Source organism: Sphingomonas sp., from assembly GCF_031361285.1.
Classification (GTDB): Bacteria; Pseudomonadota; Alphaproteobacteria; order Sphingomonadales; family Sphingomonadaceae; genus Sphingomicrobium.
The window spans coordinates 37,550-57,049 of the sequence record NZ_JANMCO010000064.1 but is presented as its reverse complement, the minus strand read 5'-3'; the positions used below and the strand labels follow the sequence as shown (position 1 = coordinate 57,049).

Annotated in this window: 20 protein-coding genes; 10 read left to right on the top strand and 10 right to left on the bottom strand. The window is 63.6% G+C overall.

Going from position 1 to position 19,500, the window contains the following annotated elements; translation table 11 throughout:
- Window positions 1–40 precede the first annotated feature (40 nt).
- From RMO25_RS06725 to RMO25_RS06705, 5 genes are all read right to left on the bottom strand, one after another.
- Complete coding sequence (locus RMO25_RS06725) at window positions 41–2,932, bottom strand: TonB-dependent receptor (protein ID WP_309661831.1); 2,892 nt, start codon at window positions 2,930–2,932, stop codon at window positions 41–43.
- Between the two features lie 190 nt (window positions 2,933–3,122).
- Window positions 3,123–3,350 (bottom strand): PF20097 family protein, encoded by a 228-nt coding sequence (locus tag RMO25_RS06720; protein WP_309661830.1) that lies wholly within the window; start codon window positions 3,348–3,350, stop codon window positions 3,123–3,125.
- A complete protein-coding gene (infC, locus tag RMO25_RS06715) occupies window positions 3,347–3,850 on the bottom strand; it encodes a translation initiation factor IF-3 (RefSeq protein WP_309661829.1) in 504 nt (167 codons plus the stop codon). Before infC ends, RMO25_RS06720 begins: the two co-directional genes overlap by 4 nt.
- Before the next feature lie 163 nt (window positions 3,851–4,013).
- A complete protein-coding gene (gene thrS / locus RMO25_RS06710) occupies window positions 4,014–6,011 on the bottom strand; it encodes a threonine--tRNA ligase (RefSeq protein WP_309661828.1) in 1,998 nt (665 codons plus the stop codon).
- Between the two features lie 11 nt (window positions 6,012–6,022).
- Window positions 6,023–6,619 carry a hypothetical protein gene (locus RMO25_RS06705; RefSeq protein WP_309661827.1) on the bottom strand — a complete coding sequence of 199 codons (597 nt, stop codon included), beginning with the start codon at window positions 6,617–6,619 and terminating at the stop codon, window positions 6,023–6,025.
- Between the two features lie 65 nt (window positions 6,620–6,684).
- Here RMO25_RS06705 and RMO25_RS06700 point away from each other — a divergent pair, with 65 nt between their 5' ends.
- The 3 genes from RMO25_RS06700 to RMO25_RS06690 all read left to right on the top strand — a co-directional run bounded on the left by RMO25_RS06700 (window position 6,685) and on the right by RMO25_RS06690 (window position 8,229).
- Window positions 6,685–7,329 (top strand): hypothetical protein, encoded by a 645-nt coding sequence (locus RMO25_RS06700; RefSeq protein WP_309661826.1) that lies wholly within the window; start codon window positions 6,685–6,687, stop codon window positions 7,327–7,329.
- A 274-nt stretch (window positions 7,330–7,603) separates the two neighbouring features.
- On the top strand, window positions 7,604–8,014 hold the full coding sequence (locus tag RMO25_RS06695) for a hypothetical protein (RefSeq protein ID WP_309661825.1): 411 nt from the start codon (window positions 7,604–7,606) through the stop codon (window positions 8,012–8,014).
- Window positions 8,014–8,229 (top strand): helix-turn-helix transcriptional regulator, encoded by a 216-nt coding sequence (locus tag RMO25_RS06690; protein WP_309661824.1) that lies wholly within the window; start codon window positions 8,014–8,016, stop codon window positions 8,227–8,229. Before RMO25_RS06695 ends, RMO25_RS06690 begins: the two co-directional genes overlap by 1 nt.
- A 138-nt stretch (window positions 8,230–8,367) precedes the next feature.
- Here the strand turns inward: RMO25_RS06690 and RMO25_RS06685 are convergent, their stop codons facing one another.
- Both RMO25_RS06685 and RMO25_RS06680 read right to left on the bottom strand, forming a co-directional pair.
- Window positions 8,368–9,315 (bottom strand): aldo/keto reductase family protein, encoded by a 948-nt coding sequence (locus RMO25_RS06685; protein WP_309661823.1) that lies wholly within the window; start codon window positions 9,313–9,315, stop codon window positions 8,368–8,370.
- 136 nt (window positions 9,316–9,451) lie between these two features.
- A complete protein-coding gene (locus tag RMO25_RS06680; RefSeq protein ID WP_309661822.1) occupies window positions 9,452–10,336 on the bottom strand; it encodes an outer membrane beta-barrel protein in 885 nt (294 codons plus the stop codon).
- A 159-nt stretch (window positions 10,337–10,495) separates the two neighbouring features.
- On the opposite strand from RMO25_RS06680, the gene RMO25_RS06675 reads away from it, so the two are divergent.
- Both RMO25_RS06675 and RMO25_RS06670 read left to right on the top strand, forming a co-directional pair.
- Entirely contained in the window at window positions 10,496–11,248 is a 753-nt protein-coding gene (locus RMO25_RS06675; protein ID WP_309661821.1) for an alpha/beta hydrolase, read from the top strand.
- A complete protein-coding gene (locus tag RMO25_RS06670; RefSeq protein WP_309661820.1) occupies window positions 11,245–11,937 on the top strand; it encodes a hypothetical protein in 693 nt (230 codons plus the stop codon). Before RMO25_RS06675 ends, RMO25_RS06670 begins: the two co-directional genes overlap by 4 nt.
- Here RMO25_RS06670 and RMO25_RS06665 read toward each other — a convergent pair.
- Window positions 11,934–12,680, bottom strand: a complete 747-nt coding sequence (locus RMO25_RS06665; protein ID WP_309661819.1) for an SIMPL domain-containing protein — start codon at window positions 12,678–12,680, stop codon at window positions 11,934–11,936. The genes RMO25_RS06670 and RMO25_RS06665 overlap by 4 nt on opposite strands.
- Before the next feature lie 107 nt (window positions 12,681–12,787).
- Here RMO25_RS06665 and RMO25_RS06660 point away from each other — a divergent pair, with 107 nt between their 5' ends.
- Genes RMO25_RS06660 through RMO25_RS06645 form a run of 4 tightly spaced genes read left to right on the top strand, consistent with a single transcriptional unit; the run spans window position 12,788 to window position 14,866 of the window.
- Window positions 12,788–13,201, top strand: coding sequence for a VOC family protein (locus tag RMO25_RS06660; protein ID WP_309661818.1), 414 nt, complete (start codon window positions 12,788–12,790; stop codon window positions 13,199–13,201).
- Window positions 13,201–13,920, top strand: a complete 720-nt coding sequence (gene gloB / locus RMO25_RS06655; protein ID WP_309661817.1) for a hydroxyacylglutathione hydrolase — start codon at window positions 13,201–13,203, stop codon at window positions 13,918–13,920. Before RMO25_RS06660 ends, gloB begins: the two co-directional genes overlap by 1 nt.
- A gap of 51 nt (window positions 13,921–13,971) precedes the next feature.
- On the top strand, window positions 13,972–14,376 hold the full coding sequence (locus RMO25_RS06650; protein ID WP_309661816.1) for a hypothetical protein: 405 nt from the start codon (window positions 13,972–13,974) through the stop codon (window positions 14,374–14,376).
- 34 nt (window positions 14,377–14,410) lie between these two features.
- Window positions 14,411–14,866 carry a hypothetical protein gene (locus tag RMO25_RS06645; protein WP_309661815.1) on the top strand — a complete coding sequence of 152 codons (456 nt, stop codon included), beginning with the start codon at window positions 14,411–14,413 and terminating at the stop codon, window positions 14,864–14,866.
- Here the strand turns inward: RMO25_RS06645 and RMO25_RS06640 are convergent, their stop codons facing one another.
- Window positions 14,867–16,612 carry an AMP-dependent synthetase/ligase gene (locus RMO25_RS06640; protein WP_309661814.1) on the bottom strand — a complete coding sequence of 582 codons (1,746 nt, stop codon included), beginning with the start codon at window positions 16,610–16,612 and terminating at the stop codon, window positions 14,867–14,869. It lies immediately after the preceding gene.
- Between the two features lie 92 nt (window positions 16,613–16,704).
- Between RMO25_RS06640 and ggt the strand changes: the two genes are divergently transcribed.
- Window positions 16,705–18,417 carry a gamma-glutamyltransferase gene (gene ggt, locus RMO25_RS06635; RefSeq protein ID WP_309661813.1) on the top strand — a complete coding sequence of 571 codons (1,713 nt, stop codon included), beginning with the start codon at window positions 16,705–16,707 and terminating at the stop codon, window positions 18,415–18,417.
- Here ggt and RMO25_RS06630 read toward each other — a convergent pair.
- Window positions 18,414–19,448, bottom strand: coding sequence for a quinone-dependent dihydroorotate dehydrogenase (locus tag RMO25_RS06630; protein ID WP_309661812.1), 1,035 nt, complete (start codon window positions 19,446–19,448; stop codon window positions 18,414–18,416). The two genes, ggt and RMO25_RS06630, sit on opposite strands and share 4 nt — an antisense overlap.
- Window positions 19,449–19,500 lie beyond the last annotated feature (52 nt).

Below are 19,500 nucleotides of genomic sequence, written 5' to 3'. Positions count from 1 at the left end.
CTAGCGGCGGTGGCGGCGGGGCCGGAGGCGCCACCTAACGCTACGGCTTGGCGCGGCCCGGGCTGAACCTGGTGCGCAACGTCACGCCAAAGGTCCGCGGCTCGGAAAGGAAAGCCGAGAAGAGTTGATTCGCCGTGGCGAAACTCGGTGAGCCGAAATTGATCACATGGGCGACCGAGTTCGATCCCTGGAACGGCGTGTTGAACGCAACCTGTGAATAATCCCGGTTGAACAAATTCTGCGCCCAGAATTCGAGCGCCCAGCGCTCGTCTCGCCCTCGGATCCCGATCCGGGCGTTCATCAGGGTGTAGCCGTGCTGCCGTTTTTCGGGGAACAAGTCGGAGCCGGTATTATAGCCGCTGGTTACGCGCCCATCGATATAGAGAAGGCCGGTCAGCCCAGAATTACCAATGCGCGGATTCCATGACATCGATGCCGTACCGACCCAATTCGGCGCGTTGGAAAGATTTTGGCCGGGCAGCAGGAACAGCGCCGCGTCGAGCGGCGTACCGGTGTCTCGGCCTACCAGATTGTGGCGGTAATGCGTGTCAGTGTAGGTCAGGCCCGCGGTGAATTGCATGTCTTTGGCAGGATAGAGTGCTCCTTCGACTTCGATGCCGGTCGAAATCACACCCGAAGTCACGCCGGCCTTTGTGCAGGCCCCGGTGGCGCTGCTGGGGTCTGAATCGGTGGTGCCGAGATTATCCGAGCAGCCGTCGACGTTCTGCACCAGGAAGACCGAACCGTTAAAGGTGTTCAGCTGAAAATTACTGAAACTTTCGCGGAACAAGGCGACGTTCAGCGAATGGGTCGGCCGGGTCCATTTGAAGCCGGCCTCCCATGCCTTGACGATTTCCGGGTCGAACTGGAGGTTCGAAGTGCCGAAGCCGGCCCCGCGACCACCAAACTGCCGCGGGTCACTTGGCGAGAAGATCGGCTGGCCGAGCGCCGACCGGTCCAGGTTAAAACCGCCGGCCTTATAGCCGCGCGAATAGGAGCCGTAGACCAGAAGGTTGTCGGTCGGCTTGTACGAGAGCACGGCCGTTCCGGTCCACTGGTGCTCCTTGCGCGAATCTTTGAGATTGAGCGCGTTAAGAGAGCTCGAGTTATTGCCCTGGCAGGTCGCCCCGACGATGCCCTGAATCAGCGGTTGTAAAGAGGCCGGCAATGGTGTCGCGCCGCCCGGCAGATAGGGCGCAAAGAAGGCCTGTTGAATGGGGCAAATCGTGTTGGTGTTGTTGAAATTCGCCGCAAAATCTTTCTTCTCGTGGGTGTAACGCACGCCCGCCGTGAAATCGAGCCGCGACGTCACATGGAAGATATTATGGGTGAACAGCGCCCAGTTGGTGCTGTCCTGGAAATAGTTGGCGAAATTGTCGCCAACGTTATTGACCGTACTCAGTCGGTCGAGGCCAGCCAGGACGATTGGGGCAGCAGCACCCAAGCCGGCGGCGATCGCCTGACGTCCGGTCGCGCCGCCCAATGCCGGCTGCGGCGTGGTGCCAAGGCAGCCCGGCGCGGCCGTGTCTCGTAACAATGGGTTAGGACTGACAACCGCGACCAGCCGGCATGACAAAAAGGCGCCATACTGAGAGGCGTAAGTAACATTGTCGCGGACGTGGAGCTTCTCGCTCGCAAAGTAGCCGCCAACGAGCCAATCGAGTTTATCGTTCAAGACGGACCCGTTCAACCGGAGCTCTTGGCTGAAGGTTTTGAACTGCCGGAACGAATTGCCGTCATCGGGGCGAAACCAGATATCGACATTGCTGTAGTCGATGTCGCCGGGTTGTTCTGACTTGTAACCGCGGTAGGCGGTAATTGACGTCAGATTGGTATTTGCGGCGACATCCCAATCGGCCTGCATCGACAGGCCCCAGTCGGTGGTTTTGCCCTTGTAGCTCGTGCCTGGAGTGATGGCGATGTCGCGCTTGAAGGGATCGCTGCGCGACGGGAACAGGCCGCCAAGGCTGGTGAGCACATCGATGACGCGATTGCCGTCGGCCGAACCGCCAGCGCCCGGCGCGCGAACGGCAAAGTCGCCAGGCACACCGGGCGTTGGGTCGAAGGTTTCCGCAAAGCCGATGTAGACGGCGGCGCAGCAGGATTCCTTGCGGGTCGTATAGTCGCCGATCAAGCGGATGGTGAGATCGCTGCTGGGTTCGAACAGCAATTGCGCCCGGGTCAACAAGCGATTGCGATTGTTGACATGCTTCTCGGTGCCGTTCGCGGCATTAACGACATCGTAAAAGCCGTCGCGGCGCGAATAGACGGCGTCCAGCCGGAAAGCGAGCTGCTCCGAAATCGGGCCGGTAATCGCGCCCGCAGCGCGAATCGCGTTGAAATTGCCGTAAGTCAGTTCGGCGAATCCACCCAGGTCGAAGGATGGCCGCTTGGTGATGACGTGGATCAGGCCGGCGGAGGCGTTGCGTCCAAACAGCGTACCTTGCGGGCCACGCAGGACTTCGACGCGGTCGATTTCACCAAGTTCGGTGAGGCCAATGCCGGAGCGCGAACGGTAAACGCCGTCGATGAACACGGCGACCGAGCTTTCGAGGCCGGGGTTATCGCCGACCGTGCCGATGCCGCGGATGCGGGCCGAACCGTTGGCTTCGGTGCCGGTCGAAGAGACGAGCAACGATGGCGCGAGCTGGTTGAGCTGACGAATGTCGCTCGCCCCGGAATTGCGCATCTGCTGACCGCCAACCGCGGTTACCGCGAGCGGCACGTCCTGCAAAACCTGCCGGCGGCCCTGGGCGGTAATGATGATTTCGTCAGGATTTGCGGGCTCTGCCTGATTGTCGACGGCTGCAGCTTCGGCCGGCGAGGCGGAGGTTGGTGGTGCAGCGGCCTCAGTGCCAGGATCTTGCGCCTGAGCCGGAACGGCCAACGCGGCCAAGCTTGCTGAAACCAGCCATAAGGATCTGCGCGCCATCTTCGACTCCCCCTGTCAGAGCGATGCTTGAAGCGAAGCTAATCCAGCGATGCAGATTAGGAAAGCGGTTGCACAACAATCTGCAACCATATTGCCAATTCATTGCAGCACAATTGCAACAACTATGGGGTTTATGCCGCTTTCCGTAACGGAAAGAACTGGCGCTAAATCATCGTCGGCACGCCAACTCTCAGCCCGCGGCGTAACTTTCGAGATAATTGCAACGCCGGCAGCGGTAAGTTGCGACCTTGATTTGGTCGAGACCGCGCAGTTTGAGACCGGTCCAGATGCTCGTTCGCGGCTGTCCCGCCACCCACTTCGGCACCGTTCTTGTGCCGTGGCCTTGGTCGATAATATAACCGGGCTCCATGCCCGCCGAACAGCGCGGGCAAGTCAACGACCGGTTGGGTTCGCTCACTTCGGCGCCAGCACCATCAGCATCTGGCGGCCTTCCATGCGGGGATGCGCTTCGACCTTGGCCAATGCTTCGGTCTGTTCCTGGACCCGGCGGAGCACTGCCATGCCCAATTCGCCGTGCGCCATCTCGCGGCCGCGGAAGCGCATCGTCACCTTGACCTTGTCGCCATCCTCGAGGAACTCGACGACCTTCTTCATCTTGGTGTCATAGTCATGATCGTCGATGTTGGGACGCATTTTGATCTCCTTGATCTCCTGCGTCTTCTGCTTCTTGCGCTGCTCGTTGGCCTTTTTCTGCGCTTCATATTTGAAGCGGCCGATATCGAGGAATTTGGCGACTGGCGGATCGGCGTTGGGAGAGATCTCGACCAGGTCGAGGCCAACTTCGGCGGCCTGCTCGGCGGCTTCGCGCGTATACATCACGCCGAGGTTCTCACCGTTTTCGTCAATCACTCGCACTTTGGGAGCGGTGATGAACTCGTTGTAGCGGGGGCCGGACATGGCCGGCGGCGTCTGCGGGCGGCGCGGATAAGGCGGGGGTATAACTTGGTCTCCAATAGAACGTTTGACGGTTGGAGTTAGGCGGTTGAACTCAAATTGGAAAGGCTGCGCGCCATTCCACGAGTCGTTTTTGCCTTAAGCTGTGTCGGAGCGACGTCAGGCGTCAGCGCAAATCGGGCGGCACGGACTCGGCGGCGATCATCACGACCGCCTCGTCGAGGCTCATCATCTGCTGCCGGTCCTCAGAGCCCAGCCGCCGCAGCGCCACCGTGCCCTCGTCGGCCTCGCGTTTGCCGACGACCAGCAGCAGCGGGACCTTTGCCAGGCTGTGCTCGCGCACTTTATAGTTGATCTTCTCGTTCCTGAGGTCGGCTTCGACTCGCAGGCCAGCGGCGCGAAGCGCTGCCGCGACGACACCCGCATATTCATCCGCATCGGAGACGATCGTTGTCACCACCGCCTGGACCGGCGCCAGCCACAGCGGGAACTTTCCGGCATAATGCTCGATCAAGATGCCGATGAAGCGCTCGAACGTGCCGATGATCGCGCGGTGGAGCATTAGCGGGTGGTGCTTGTCGCCGTCGGCGCCGACGTAGTTCGCGTCGAGCCGTTGCGGCATCTGCGGGTCAAGTTGCAGCGTCCCGCACTGCCACGTTCGCCCGATGGCATCCTGCAAATGAAATTCGAGCTTGGGACCGTAGAATGCGCCTTCACCAGGAAGCGTCTCATAATCGAGGCCGGTCTGCTTGAGCGCCGCTTCCAGGTCGGCTTCGGCGCGATCCCATTCAGCATCGGTGCCAACGCGCTGGTCGGGCCGCGTGGCCAGTTTGACCAGGTAATCGGCAAAACCAAGGTCGCGATAGACGTGGTCCAGCAGGCTGCAGAACGCCTTGGTCTCGTCGACCAATTGCTCGTGGGTGCAAAAGATATGCGCGTCGTCCTGGGTAAACTGCCGCACCCGCAAGATGCCATGGAGCGCGCCATGCGGTTCGTTGCGGTGGCAGCAGCCAAACTCTGCCAGCCTCAGCGGTAACTCACGGTATGAGGTGATACCCTGCTTGAACACTTGCAAATGGGCCGGACAGTTCATCGGTTTCAGCGCGAGCAAATCGGCCATGCCCGAAATGACCGGCATCTCGCCTTCCGTACTTGGCACTTCATCGGGGACGACGAACATGTTTTCGCGGAATTTGCCCCAGTGGCCGGAAGCGACCCACAGTTGCGAATCAATCAATTGCGGAGTCTTGATCTCGAGATAGCCGGCGGCGTCGAGGCGGCGGCGGATATAGGCTTCGAGCTGGCGCCAGATGAGATAGCCCTTGGGGTGCCAGAAGACCGAGCCCTGCGCTTCGGGCTGCAGGTGGAACAGGTCCATCTCCTGGCCGATCTTGCGATGGTCGCGCTTCTCCGCTTCCTCAAGCCGCACGAGATAAGCGTCGAGCTGCTTCTTGTTGAGCCAGGCGGTGCCGTAGATCCGGCTCAGCATCGGGTTCTTCGGGTCGCCGCGCCAATATGCGCCCGACACCCGCGTCAGCTTGAACGATTGCGGGTCGAGCTTGCCGGTCGAGGCGAGGTGCGGGCCGCGGCACAAGTCCATCCAGGCGCTGTCGCCCTGACCCGAGCGATACATGGTGATCGCCTCGCCTTCGGGCAGCTCCATAACCCACTCAGCCTTGAAGGTCTCGCCAGATTTCTCGAAGAAATCGCGGACATCGGCGCGGGTCCATTCCTCGCGGATGACGGGCTCGTCGCGCGTGACAAGGCGGCGCATCTCGTCCTCGATTCCCGGCAGGTCCTCATCGGTGAACGGGCCGCGGTTGGGCGCCGGCGCGAAATCATAATAGAAACCGTCGTCGGTCGCCGGGCCGAACGTGATCTGGGTGCCGGGAAACAGGTTCTGCACCGCTTCGGCGAGCAGATGCGCGAAGTCGTGGCGAACCAGCTCGAGCGCGTCTTTCTCGTCGCGCGAGGTGATCAGCGTAAGCACGGAGTCGCTCTCGAACGGGCGATTGAGGTCGCGCAGTTCGCCGTCGATCCGGGCCGCCAGCGCGGCCTTGGCCAATCCCGGCCCGATCGCCGCGGCAACGTCGGCCGGCGTCGAGCCCTCGGGCATGTCACGCACCGAGCCATCGGGCAAAGCGATCTTGAACATCCTGGTCATCGCCTGGCGCTCTAGCCGGGCGGGCGGGCAGCCTCAACCGCTTGCCTTGCGAGTCCCGGAATCTTGATGCCCGGCGGTGTGAAAGTAAATTCACCGGGCACGCCGATTTTGGTCGATTCCTGGGGCGAGTGCAAAGGCGTGCCTTGATAACTTAGCTGCGCGCTGGCCCAGAGTTCGCCGAGGTCGCCATCGACGAGATGGCCGTCGACAATCGCCAGCCGAACGCCGCTGATATGCGCCGCCAAAGCGAGTGTGAAGTTGAGCTCGACGCACGGACAGGACCCAATTGTCACGGCGACGACGGGCTGAAGTTCACGACTGATGTCGTGCTCGCCAAGCTTGACCAGCGACCGTTGGCCGGGCGGATGCTTGGCCGGATCGGCGAGGTCGGCGATCGGTGCGGCCTTCGCCCAGGCCCCGCCGAGAACGTCGAGCAGGTCGCAGTCGAGGGCGGACTTGATCGCCTTGTGCAGTTCGTCGCCGATGAAGCCCCAAGCGAGTTTCATGCCGCCGACCTGTTGATCGTCGCACATCCTTGCCTTGACCCGATCGGCGAGCGAATCCAGTCGGTCTGGAATCAGCGCGCTGAGGGGAATGCGGTTGGCCAACTCACACCTCCGGCGACAGGCCGCGAATGGCACTGGTGCCGCCCGCGAGGTCGAGCCTGGGAACGATGCTCAGCACGGCCCGAGTCCGCTTTATCCGGCGGGTTCGCTGCATCCGCAGGACAGTGGCCGCGGCGATGGCGACCAACGCGGCGAGCAGCCCGAGCAGCAGCGAATTGCTTGGCTGTAAGAAACCGGCCGGCGGGGCCAGCGGCGCCGGCGCTGCCGGCGCAATCGCCACGGGAGCTGGCACCGCGGATGACGAGAATCCGGGTGAGGGAACTGGCTCCGGCGTGAGCTCGATGGGGGCAGACGGCGCGTTGTTCGTCACCAGCGGCAGCGTGGCCGGTGCCGCCGGCGGTGCCAGTGGCGGCTGCGGCTTGGGCACGATCGCGGTAGCGGGGCGTGGTGCCGGAACAGCCACGGCGGGGGATGGCACGACGCTGGTTATCGGCCGTGGCGGCGACGGTGGCGGGATCGCTGCACCAGCACCGCCGCCCGTATTAACCCCCGAGGTTCCGACCGGTGTCGCGGCGGGTTGGGTGGTAGTGGCGGGCTGGGTGGTAGCGGCGGGCGTCGGCGCGGTGGCCGCAGGGCGTGGCGGCACAATCGCATGCAGCAAATCTAGCAGTAATTTATTGCGCGTCTTGGGCGAAATTCCGATCCCCACCGAGCCCGTGGCCGGCGCGGGCTTGGCGACCGATGTGCTTTGATCCTTGGTCGCGCCGGCCGCGTCCTGAGCTCGAGCCGGAGTGGCACCGGACACCAAAAGCACAGCCGTGAGCGCAACGATTGCGAGCCTCATGGTCCCCCCAGGAGCCTAAGCGCGGCGCAATCTTCCGGCCTTTTCCTCAACGCTGTCAAGTTCAAGGCCCCGTCGACCTGCGCCGGAAATCCCATCAACTTCGATAATCTGTCAATGTCGCTTGACAGTGTTAGACATGCACTGTAAAGCGTACTTTACTAACAGAGAAGGAAGCTTTACAAATGACAAAGAGCCAACCATTCCGCAGGTATAATAAGCGGGTCCTCTGGTTAAGCGTGCTTTACGCGCTGTTCCTAATTGGCGCTGTCTACGGCTTTAAGCATCACTTGCTGAGCGGCCCGGTGGCCTATGTCGCCGCAATCCTGCCGGCCTTGCCAATCATCGGCATCTTCGCCGCGATCGGCCGTTATCTGGTGGAAGAGCAGGATGAATATCTTCGCATGCTGATGGTCCGGCAGACGCTATGGGCAAGCGGCTTTGCCCTCAGCGCGGCGACTATCTGGGGTTTCCTCGAAAGTTTCGACCTCGTTGGCCATGTCGAATCCTATTACGTCGCCGTATTGTGGTTTGGCGGCCTCGGCCTTGGCGGGCTCATCAACCGGCTGACGCTGGGCGACGGGGGCCGCTGCTGATGGAAAATCGCCTCAAAGTGCTCCGCGCGATGCGCGACTGGAGCCAAAGCGACCTGGCGCAAAAGCTCGAAGTGTCGCGCCAGAGCGTCAATGCGATCGAGACCGGCCGCTACGACCCGTCGTTGCCGCTCGCCTTCCGCATCGCCGAGCTGTTCGACCTGTCAATCGAAGAGATCTTCGAATCGCCCAACCGGCACAGTTCAAAAGCCATTTGATGTCCCACCCAAGTGCAAAGGAATTCGCCATGAAGATGCGTTCCATCCTGTTCGCCGTCCTGGCTTCGTCAACCCTGCTGTGGGTTACGGTCGCGCCCCAGGATCGGGGACCCGCCCCGCAATCGCAGCACGCCTGACCTAGTTCGCCAGTGCCGCGTCGATGATTGCCTCGGCGCGCAGGAACAGCTGGGTGTCGACGATCAGCCCGGACGCGTGCGAATTCTCGATCACCTGGGCCGGGCGCGAAGCGCCGATGATCGCCGACGCGACATTGGGTTCGCGCAGCACCCAGGCGAGCGCGAATTGGGGCAAAGTCAGCCCCGCTTCCTCGGCGATGGGTTTTAGTTGCTGGACGGCGCGCAGGACTTTGGGCTGCATCAGCCGGTCCATCCAGCCGCCCATCGCCTCGCTGGCCGCGCGCGTGCCCGACGGCGGCGGCCGGTCGGGATCATATTTGCCGCTGAGCACGCCCTGGCCGAGCGGCGACCAGACGATCTGCGAGATGCCGTTGGCCGCGCACAATGGAATGACGTCGTCCTCGGGCTCGCGCCAGACCAGCGAATATTGCGGCTGGCTCGAAACGAATTTGGTGACGCCGGTCAGGTCGAGCGCCGCCTGGATGCGTTCGGCCGGCCATTCCGAAAAGCCGATGGTGCGGACCTTGCCGCTGGCCACCGCCCGAGTCAGCGCCGCCATGGTCTCTTCGAGCGGCGTGTCGTCGTCGTAACGGTGGCATTGGTAGAGATCGATGACGTCGACCTGCAACCGCTGCAATGACGCATCAAGTTGCTTTTCAATCTGCCTGGCCGACAGGCCGCGATCACTATCGCTCATCGGGAAATAAAGCTTGGTCGCGAGGATATAACTGTCGCGCGGCCGCTGTTTGAGGGCTTGCCCGAGGAATGTCTCGGCGGCGCCGCGGCCATAGACATTGGCGGTGTCGATGAAGTTGATGCCCTGTTCGAAGGCCGCATCAAGGCAAGCCAATGCGGCATCGGCTTCGACCCCAACACCATAGGTCAGCCATGACCCCAGCGAGATTTCCGAAACTTCGAGATCGCTGTCGCCAAGCTTGCGGTATTTCATCGACGTCGCCTCCTCGCCACGCGTTTAGTTGGCGCCCGGTCCGCGCTCTCCATAGACTCGTTGGCAAAGAAAATCCCGGGCGAAGCAGGTGCTTCGCCCGGGACCTTGGTTTCGCTGTTACGGTTTGATCCGTGCGTTAGCCGCGCTCTGGTTCCGGCGCCGGTGGTGGCGGCGGCGGCGGCGGCACCGGACAAGCGTCCGTCGCCAGGATCACCGAACCGTCGGCACAGGTCTGCGTCGCGGGAGGCGGCGGAGGCGGTGGCGGCGGCGGTGGCGGCGGCGGCGGTGGCGGCGGCGGTGGCGGCGCGAAGTTGTAGATCAGGCTCAGCAGCAGGCTGTGCGAACTGAACCGGTTGCTCGCATCGAAGGATGCGGTGCCGCCGCTGCCGTTGCCAACGCCGGCGAAGGTAAAGCTGTCATTGAAATTCAGCCGACCGGTGCGGAAGTAGCGATACTTCAGCCCGACATCGATGTTGTCCGACAGAGCGGTGCGAATGCCGGCGATGCCCTGGTAGGCCCAGGCGCTGTCGCTATCGCCGAATTCCTTGACGCGGGCGCGGCCGAAACCACCACCGATATAAGCGCCAAAACCCTTATCGCCAAAGTCGAGCAGCCCATTGGCCATCAACGACAGGACCGAAGCGTGACCGTTAATGCCGAAATCATTGCTGGTGAACGCCGTGCCGGCGCCGGCGTTAAGCGCCGTCAGGAAAACCGGATTGACGGTGATGCTCTTGGCCTTGGCACGCTTGTAGCCACCCTCGGCCTCGAGCCGGAAGATGCCGAAATCGTAACCGGCGATGACATCGACGTCATAGCCGTTCTTGAACTTGACGCGGGCAAAGTCGCTCGGGGCAATGTCAGTCACGAGCGGGTTGGTAAAATCGACCGAACCGTCAATGTTCTGGCTCTTGGGGAACAGCACGCCCCCCTCGACACCGACATAGCCGGCGTGGTCTGCAGCAACCGCCGGCGTGGCGATGGCCGCCGCGGCAACGGCCGCGAGTAGATATTGGCGCATGTAATAAATTCCTTTTAAGCGCTTGATTGGCGCACTCCCAACTTTCCGAGCCGAGGAAAGTTTCAGCATTGGAATGGGTTCGCGGGAATCGACGGGACGACTGATGCAAAAACCACACACTGCCCGTATCGGCTGCCGCGCCTTGAGTCGTGCCTCCCAGTGACCACTGGCCACGGCGACATTTGTCATTTCGGCTGGGGCGACAACCAACTCGCTTATCGCCGGCGACCGGGTACCGCGCCGACACTGGTTTTTCTGCCCGGCTACGCGTCGGACATGGACGGCGCCAAGGCAATCGCTCTCGACGCCATGGCCGAACATCGCGGCTGTGCGATGTTGCGCTTCGATTATTCCGGAACCGGTGCCTCCAGCGGCGCCTTTGAGAATGGCACATTGGCCGGCTGGCTTGATGAGGCGCTGGCTTTGGTTGACCAATTTGCCGATGGACCGGTCATCGCAATCGGCTCGTCGATGGGGGCGTGGATCGCTCTTCACCTTGCCCTCAGGCGACCAGACCGAATGCAAGCCTTGGTTGGAATTGCCGCCGCGCCGGATTTTACCGACTGGGGTTTTACTGCCGAACAAAAAAAGGAAGTGCAGGAGCATGGCCAGATCGCGCGGCCGAACCCCTATGGCGCGGAGCCGCAGGTGACGACGCGCGCCTTATGGGAGTCGGGCCAAGCGCTGCGGCTGCTGCGGGCGCCGATCGCCATCGATTGCCCAGTGCGACTGATCCATGGCGATGCCGACCGCGACGTGCCAATTGCCGTTGCAAACCGGCTGATGCGGCAGCTGCGTTCAGCCGATGTCCAGCTTAACATCCTCAAGGACGGCGGCCATCGCCTATCGGAACCGCGCGAGATCGCCGCGATCGTGCGGACCGTCGAAGCCCTGCTGGAGCCTGATGCATGATCCTGTTGATTGCCGCCGCGCTGGCCGCCTCGGCGCCTGCCCCGGTAGCGGCCGCCCAATGCCCCGATGTCGTCACGCCCGATGCCTTCGTCTGCCGGGCGATGGAAGCCAATAAAGACGGCCACCCTGACGAAGCGGCAACAGCATTTGAACAAGCGGCGGTGGCGACCGACGACAAGGATCCCGCCAAGTCGCGCTTGCTGGCCGCCGCCGGCAACATGTGGATCGCCGCCGGCCAGCCGGGCAAGGCGGCGCTGGCGCTCGACCGGGCGCTCGCCGGCGCCGGCCTTGAAGCGGAGCAACGGGGCGAGGCCTTGCTCGACCGGGCCCGGGCGGCCGAAGCGCAGAACGACCTCAAAACCGCCCGCGCCAAGCTTACCGAAGCCGCGGCGACGGTTTTTGACGATCCATTCTACTGGTATTTCTCGGCCGCGGTGGCGATCCGCGAGCTCGACAAGGCCACCGCCCAATTGGCGATCGGCAAGGCGTTGAGCCTGGCGCCGGCCGACCCCAACATCCTGTTCGAAGCCGGCCATGTCGCGCATTTCGTCGGCGACGACACCAAGGCGCGCGAGTATTGGACCCGCGCCGCAGCCACCGACCCCACCGGCCCGGCCGGCAAGGAAGCGAGCAACGCGCTCGCCATCCTGCCGGCCCCACTGACCGAAAAGCTGACGCCGGCGCCCTAGCCGAGGTCGTAATCGATCGTCGTCACCACTCGGACCTTTTGGAACGGCGAACTGCCGCCCGACGAACTGCAATCTTCGCAGTCGTCACCATCGCGCCCGCCAACCGAGAAATAGCCCTGGCTGGCGGTCTTGATCTTGCCGACCGGCGTGCCGCTGTCGCGAGCAAATTCCTGGGCGCTGCGGCGAGCGTTCTGGTTGGCTTCAGCGATCATCGCGGGCTTGAGCGCGTTAAGCCCGGTGTAGGTGTAACTGACGCTGCCTCCAGAAAGCTCAACCTCGTCACGCAGCAATTCGGCCTGGCGAGCGAAGGCCGCACGCGCTTTCATGACGTCCTTGGTGCGCAACTGAAGCGAGCGGCTGACGATCAACCGCTGCGGCCCAACCGGCTTGCCATTGGTGTCGGTCGGCTGTTCGCGGCGCAGGCCAACATCGCTGTCGGTGATGTCCTCGGGCCTGAAGCCGGCGCGCTGGAAAAAGGCGCGCACGGCCCGCGCCTGCTGATCCACCGATTGCTGAACCGGTCCAAACTCGGTTCCCTGGTGGGAGAAGCCGACCGACCAGGTCGCGAGATCGGCGGTGACATTGCGCTCGGAAACCCCGCGGACGGTGACCGACCGGTGCTGCACCATCTTTGACCGGCGGAGCCCGTCACCGAGCGCGAAACCGCTGGTCGTCAGTCCAATCGAGAAAATCGCCACCGCGCCCAAAAGGACGGCGCGGCTGTTCTGCAGCTTCTGGATCATGGAATATTACCCTGCGTTCGTCGTATTGCTGACGACCACCGGGCACAATCGCCGGTTACGGTCGTCGACGAACCGTGCAATAATAGCGACGAGTTGAGTGAGGTAAAATGAAATTTTTGCATGCGATGCTGCGCGTCTCCGATCCGCAGGCGACTGTTGCATTTTTTCAACTGCTGGGGGTCGAGGAGCGACGGCGCCGCGACGTGCCGCAAGGCCGTTTCACGCTCATTTTCCTCGCCGTGCCGGGTGATGTCGGCGAGGTCGAGCTGACCCATAATTGGGATGAGGTCGGCTATGCTGGCGGGCGCAATTTCGGCCATCTCGCCTACGAGGTCGACGACATTTACGGTCTGTGTCAGCGGCTGATGGACGCCGGCGTCACCATCAACCGCCCGCCGCGCGACGGCCACATGGCGTTCGTCCGCTCGCCCGACGGGATCTCGATCGAGCTGCTGCAAAAAGACGGCGCGCTAGACCCGGCCGAACCCTGGCTGTCGATGCCCAATACGGGAGAATGGTGATGCTTGAGATCGTCCCAGTCCCCGCCTTCACCGACAATTACATCTGGCTGGTCCACGATCCAGTGTGCGGCGAGACGGCGATCGTCGATCCCGGCGACGCCGCTCCGGCCCTGGCGGAAACCGAGCGGCGCGGCTGGACCGTCACTCAGGTCTGGAACACGCACCACCATTGGGATCACACCGGCGGCAATCGGGCGATCAAGGAGGCGACCGGTTGCATAGTTTCCGGGCCTGCCGCGGAAGACATCAAGGTCCGCGATGTCGCGCTGGCGGACGGCAACCCACTGCGGATCGGCGCCCACGACGGACGCGTAATCGAAATTCCCGGGCACACGCTGGGCCATATCGCGCTGGTGTTCGACGATGCCCGTATCGCCTTCGTTGGCGACACCTTGTTCGCGATGGGCTGCGGGCGGCTGTTCGAAGGGACCGCGCAGCAAATGCACGATTCGTTGCAGCGGCTGGCGGCACTTCCAGAAGATACGGCGCTCTATTGCGGGCATGAATACACGCTCGCCAACGCGCGGTTCGCGGCCCATGCCGAGCCTGATAATCCGGCAATCGCGGCGCGGCTGAAGGAGGTCGAGCAACTGCGCTCCGAAGGGCGGGTCACGCTGCCCACCACGGTCGCTCAGGAGCGCGCCACGAACCCGTTCGTGCGAGCATCGAGCTGGCAGGACTTCGCGGCGCTACGAGCGGAGAAAGACAGCTTTCGTTAATCTCGCCGAGCGCTCATGATCGAGGACAATTCACATCAACGGAGATTTGCGATGCGCGGCATGTCTATCCTTCTCGCCGCGGCGGCGATTGGCTCTTGCGCGCCCGTTGAACCGGTCGCACGCACGCCGCAGGCCGAAGCCCATCTCGCGACGCTTTTGAGTGGCCGAGTAGCCGGCCCGCCGGTGTCCTGCCTGCCCGACTACCGCTCCAACGACATGGTGGTGATCGACGACAGCACCATCCTGTTCCGCGCCGGCCGGACTACGTACCGCAACGATTTGCAGGGCGGGTCCTGCTCACGTCTTGGCAGCGGCAATTACGCGCTACTGACCCGGCGGACCGGCGGCATCGGCCTGTGCCGGGGCGACATCGCCGAGGTCAAAGACCTGACGAACGGCATCACTGTCGGCAGTTGCGTGATGGGGAATTTCGTCCCCTACACCAAACCCCGCTAGCCGCGGGCGGCCCGCCGCGCCGGCCAGCGATGATTTGATTCCCCAGGCGCCCTTGCCCGCGATCGGGATTGATGCGATTCGACCATCGCCGGATGGGCTGGGGGACAATGTGAACTGGAAATTTTTGGCGTTAGGCGCCGTTGCGGCGGGCTTCGGATCGATCAGCTATGCTTTGGATAGTCCGGCCAAGGCACTCGAAAAGGAAATCGGCGGGTGGGTGCCGGGCGTTCCGCAGCGATGCATCGACATGCGATTCATCACTGGTTCGCGAGCGCTTGGTGATTCCATGCTGTTCAAAGTTCACTCGTCGATCAAATACCAAACGCCGACGCCTGGATGTCCGCCCGAAAGGCTGGGCCGGACGCTCGTTACGAATCCGAGCCACAATAACTTGTGCAAGGGCGATACTGTCGGGCTGGTAGATTTGGAAACCGGGATCGACGACGGCGCTTGCCAAGTCGGAGAATTCACCCCTTACAGGCGCAAATAGTCAGCGTTTGTAAAGCGCGTCGAGGCGCTCGCCATAAACCTGCTTGAGCACGTGGCGGCGGATCTTCATTGACGGGGTCAGCTGCTCGTTTTCGATCGTGAATTGGCCGTCGGCAATGACGAAGCGGCGCACCTTTTCGACGATCGACAGCTCGGCATTGACCCGGTCGACCGCTTTTCCCAGCACCTGCTGCACATTGGCCTCGCCGGCAAATTCCGGATCGGGGACCAGCAGCGCGACGAGGTGCGGGCGGCGGTCGCCGACCACCATCGCCTGGGCGATTTCCGGCTGCAGCGTCAGCATCCCCTCGACCCGCTGGGGCGAGACATTGTCCCCCTTGTCGTTGACGATCAGGTCCTTCTTGCGGTCGGTGATGACGATCCGGCCCTTGTCGTCGAGGTGGCCGACGTCGCCGGTCGCCAGCCAGCCGTCCTGCAAAACCCGCGCGGTTTCTTCGGGATTGCGCCAATAACCGTGCATCACCAGCTCGCCGCGGACCATGATTTCGCCATCGTCGGCGATGCGCACTTCGGCGCCTTTGACCGGCGGCCCGACGGTGTCCATGCGGATGCCGACGCTTGGCCGGTTGCAGCTGATCACCGGTCCGGCTTCGGTCTGGCCGTAGCCCTGCAGCAGGGTCAGACCGAGCGAGTGGAAAAACAGCCCGACCTCCGGCGTCAGCGGCGCGCCGCCGGAGACCATGGCTTTGATCCGGCCACCAAATTTCCCACGAACCTTGCGTCGAAGAGTCAGAGATAAAATCCCCCGCATCGGCAGATCCCACGGGTTGAACTTGCCCGCATAGCGCGCCGATCCGATCGATAACGCCCGCTTTAAGAGATGTTCGGACAGCCCGCCCTTTTCGATATTCTTGAGGATCCGCGTGCGCAGCATTTCGAACAGGCGCGGCACCACCACCATGATCGTCGGGCGGACGTCCTCGATATTGGCGGCGAGCTTTTCGAGGCTTTCGGCATAATAGATTTGCGCCCCCAGCCCGATCGGAAAATGCTGCCCGCCCGAATGTTCATAGGCGTGGCTGGCGGGGAGGAACGACAGGAACACTTCGTCGCCCCAGCCGAAATCGCTCGAGATGATATCGGCACAGCCGGCGACGTTGGTGAGGATCGCGCCATGGTGCTGCTGGACGCCGCGCGGCGCGCCGCCGGTGCCGCTGGTATAGATGATGCAGGCGAGATCCTCGCGCTTCACCGTCTTCAGCCGATGCGCGAGCGCGGGGATATCCGGCGCGCCGGCGATCAATTCATCCCAATGATGATAAGTCGCTTCGTCGGTCACCTGGCCGGTGCGGATATCGTCCATGCCGACGATGTGGTGACAATCGGACGCGAACAGCACCGCCGGCACCAGCGTCTTGGCCAGTTTCTGGTTGGAGACGATGACCGCTTTGGCGCCCGAGTTGCCGAGGATGTGCGCGTGATCGCGGGTGGTGTTGGTGGCGTAGGTCGGCACCGTCACGCCGCCGGCGGCCATGATGCCCAAATCGGCGATCAGCCATTCGGGCCGATTCTCGCTGACCAGCATCACCCGGTCGCCAGGCTCGATACCGATCCGCATCAGGCTTTCAGCCAGCGCCGCAACTTGCCGCGCGGCTTCGCGCCAACTGATCGGCAGCCACTGGTCGTCGGGCTTGGCCCACAGGAACGGACTGTCGCCCTTTTCCGCCGCGCGGTTCAGAAACATCGACACGAGGTTGGGAAAATGTTCGAGCTGGCGCGCCGTCATGTCTGCTTCTTAGCCGATCGATCCGCCAGCGCCAGACTCGCGGGCGCGATGGCGTGGACGAGGCTTAGGGCTTGCGCTAATCGCCACGGCCGATGCGCCTGATCCAAAAGCTTTTCCTGGTTGTCGCCGGAGCCTCGCTGGCGAGCTGCGCAGCAACCGCCGAGCCGGCCGCTGTCGGCCAGCAGTCCGCCAACGAGCCGTTCGTCATCGCCGCGAATCCGCTGGCGGCCGCGGCCGGGCTCGACATCCTGAAACGCGGCGGCAGCGCCGCCGACGCGGCGGTTGCGGTGCAGGCGATGCTGTCGCTGGTCGAGCCGCAAAGCTCCGGCGTCGGCGGCGGCGCCTTCATGACATTTTACGACGCGCGTACGCGCAAAGTGGTGGTTTACGACGGTCGCGAAGTCGCGCCGGCCCAGGCGACGCCAGCAATGTTCGTCGGCGCCGACGGCAACGCCTTGCCGTTCAACGCGGCGGTGCTGAGCGGTTGCGCCACCGGAGTTCCCGGAGCCGTAAAAATGCTGGCGCTGGCCCAGCACGAACATGGCGCCTTGCCTTGGGCGAGTCTGTTCGGCGCCGCCCAGCGGACCGCCAGCGAGGGCTTCATCGTCAGCCCGCGCCTGGGCAAATTCATCAACGCCGATTATGCCGAGAATAGCGCGCCCGACGTGCGCGCTTATTTCGCCAAAAGCGGCGGGACGTTGCTCCAGGCCGGCGATCGCCTGCGCAATCCGGCTTATGCCGAATTCCTCGGCCGTCTTGCCGCGCAGGGCCCGTCTGCGCTCTACGCCGGTTCAACCGCGGCGAAGATCGTTGCCCGGACCCGCGCAGGGCCGCTCGGCGGGTCGATGATGATGGCCGATCTGGCCAATTACCAGCCGATCAAGCGCGAGGCCTTGTGCCGGCCGTATCGCACCTATGTGGTCTGCGCGCCGCCGCCGCCGGCGAGCGCCGTCGGGCTGCTGGAACTCTTGGGCATTCTCCAGCAAACCGACATCGCCGCACGCGGGCCGACCGATCCGCAAGCCTGGTACCTGTTCGCCGAAGCCAGCCGGCTGATGTACGCCGACCGCGACCGCTACGTCGGCGATCCGGCGTTCGTTTCGGTGCCCGTCGCCGGACTGCTCGATCCAGCCTATGTCGCCAGCCGGGCGCGGCTGATCGGGACGCAAGCCGGACCGCCGCCGCTGGCCGGCACGCCCGCCGGTGCAACCACTGGCGCCAAGGACAAGACTCTTGAGCCGACCGGCACGTCGCACTTCATCGTCCGCGATGCCGCCGGCAATGTCGTGTCGATGACGACGACGGTCGAATCGCTGTTCGGCACCGGGCGGATGGTCGATGGCTTTTTCCTCAACAACCAGCTGACCGATTTCGCTTTCCTGCCGCGCGATTTGCAGGGCCGCCCGGTGGCCAATGCCGTCGCGCCGGGCAAGCGCCCGCGATCGTCGATGACGCCGGCCATATTGCTGACAGCAGATGGCCATTTCGCCGGTGCGTTCGGATCGGCCGGAGGCAACGCCATCCTTGCTTATGTCGCCAAATCGATGGTCGCGGCGATCGACTGGAACCTGCCGGTGCAGCAGGCGCTCGCCCAGCCGAACCTGGTTGCGCGGGGCGCCAATTTCAACGGCGAAGTGACCAAGTTCTCGCCCGAGATTCGGGCCGCGTTGCGGGCGCGCGGGATCGACCTGAAGCCCGGCCAGGGCGAAGATTCGGGGGTCCAGGGCGTGATGATCCGCGACGGGCGGGTCGACGGCGGGGCCGACCCCAGACGCGAAGGCGTCATACTGGCCCTGCCGCGTTAGGCTTCGCTGCCGACTGCTTCGGCGATGTTGGCGAAACCGGCGCGCTGGAGCCGCTGCGCGAGGCCACGGGCGATGCGGCGAGCGATGCCGGGACCCTCGTAGACCATCGCGGTGTAGAGCTGGACGAGGCTGGCGCCGGCGCGAATCCGGTCCCAGGCGTCGTCCGCGCTGGCGATGCCGCCGACGCCGATCAGCGGAATGTCGCCGCCGCTTGCCGCGCGGAATTTGCGCAGGGTGTCGAGTGCGAGAGTCTTAAGTGGCTCACCGGAAAGGCCGCCAGATTCCCCGGAATACTTCGATTTGAGCGGTGGGCGCGAGCTGGTGGTGTTGGCGACGATGAGCGCGTCGATGCCATGATCAAGTGCGGCGCGAACGATCCGCGCCGGGTCGCCATCGCCGAGGTCGGGCGCGACCTTGAGGAAGATCGGCGGGCCGCCGACCAGCCGCGCCCCGCGCACCGCCGTCAGCAGTTCCTCGAGCGCGCCTTCGTCCTGCAAACCGCGCAGCCCCGGCGTGTTGGGCGACGAGACGTTGATCGTCAGGTAGCGCGCGACCGAAGCCATCGCGCTGACACCGGCGACAAAATCGGCGATCCTGTCCGAACCGTCCTTATTGGCGCCGACGTTGACGCCGATGACGCCGCCGTGGCTGCAGCGCTGCAACCGCTCGAACGCCGCGACCTGGCCGCGATTGTTGAAGCCCAGCCGGTTGATCACCGCGCGGTCCGATTGCAGCCGGAACAGGCGCGGCTTCGGATTGCCGGCCTGCGGGCGCGGGGTGACCGTGCCGACTTCGACGAAACCAAAGCCGAGGCCGAGCATTTCCGCGGGCACCTCGGCATCCTTGTCGAACCCGGCGGCGAGACCGACCGGCGACGGAAAGTTGAGGCCGGCGACGGTTGATTTAAGCGAATCGGGAAAGCGCGGCGGGTGGCGCGTCGGCATCAGCTTCAGGGCCGCGATTGTCGCCCGATGGGCGGCCTCCGCATCGAGCGCGAAGGCAAGAGGACGGAAAAGTCGGTAAAGCGCCATCGGTCAAAGTGCCTAGACGGTTGCAGTTTTGCCGCCAAGCGCCTAAATCGGA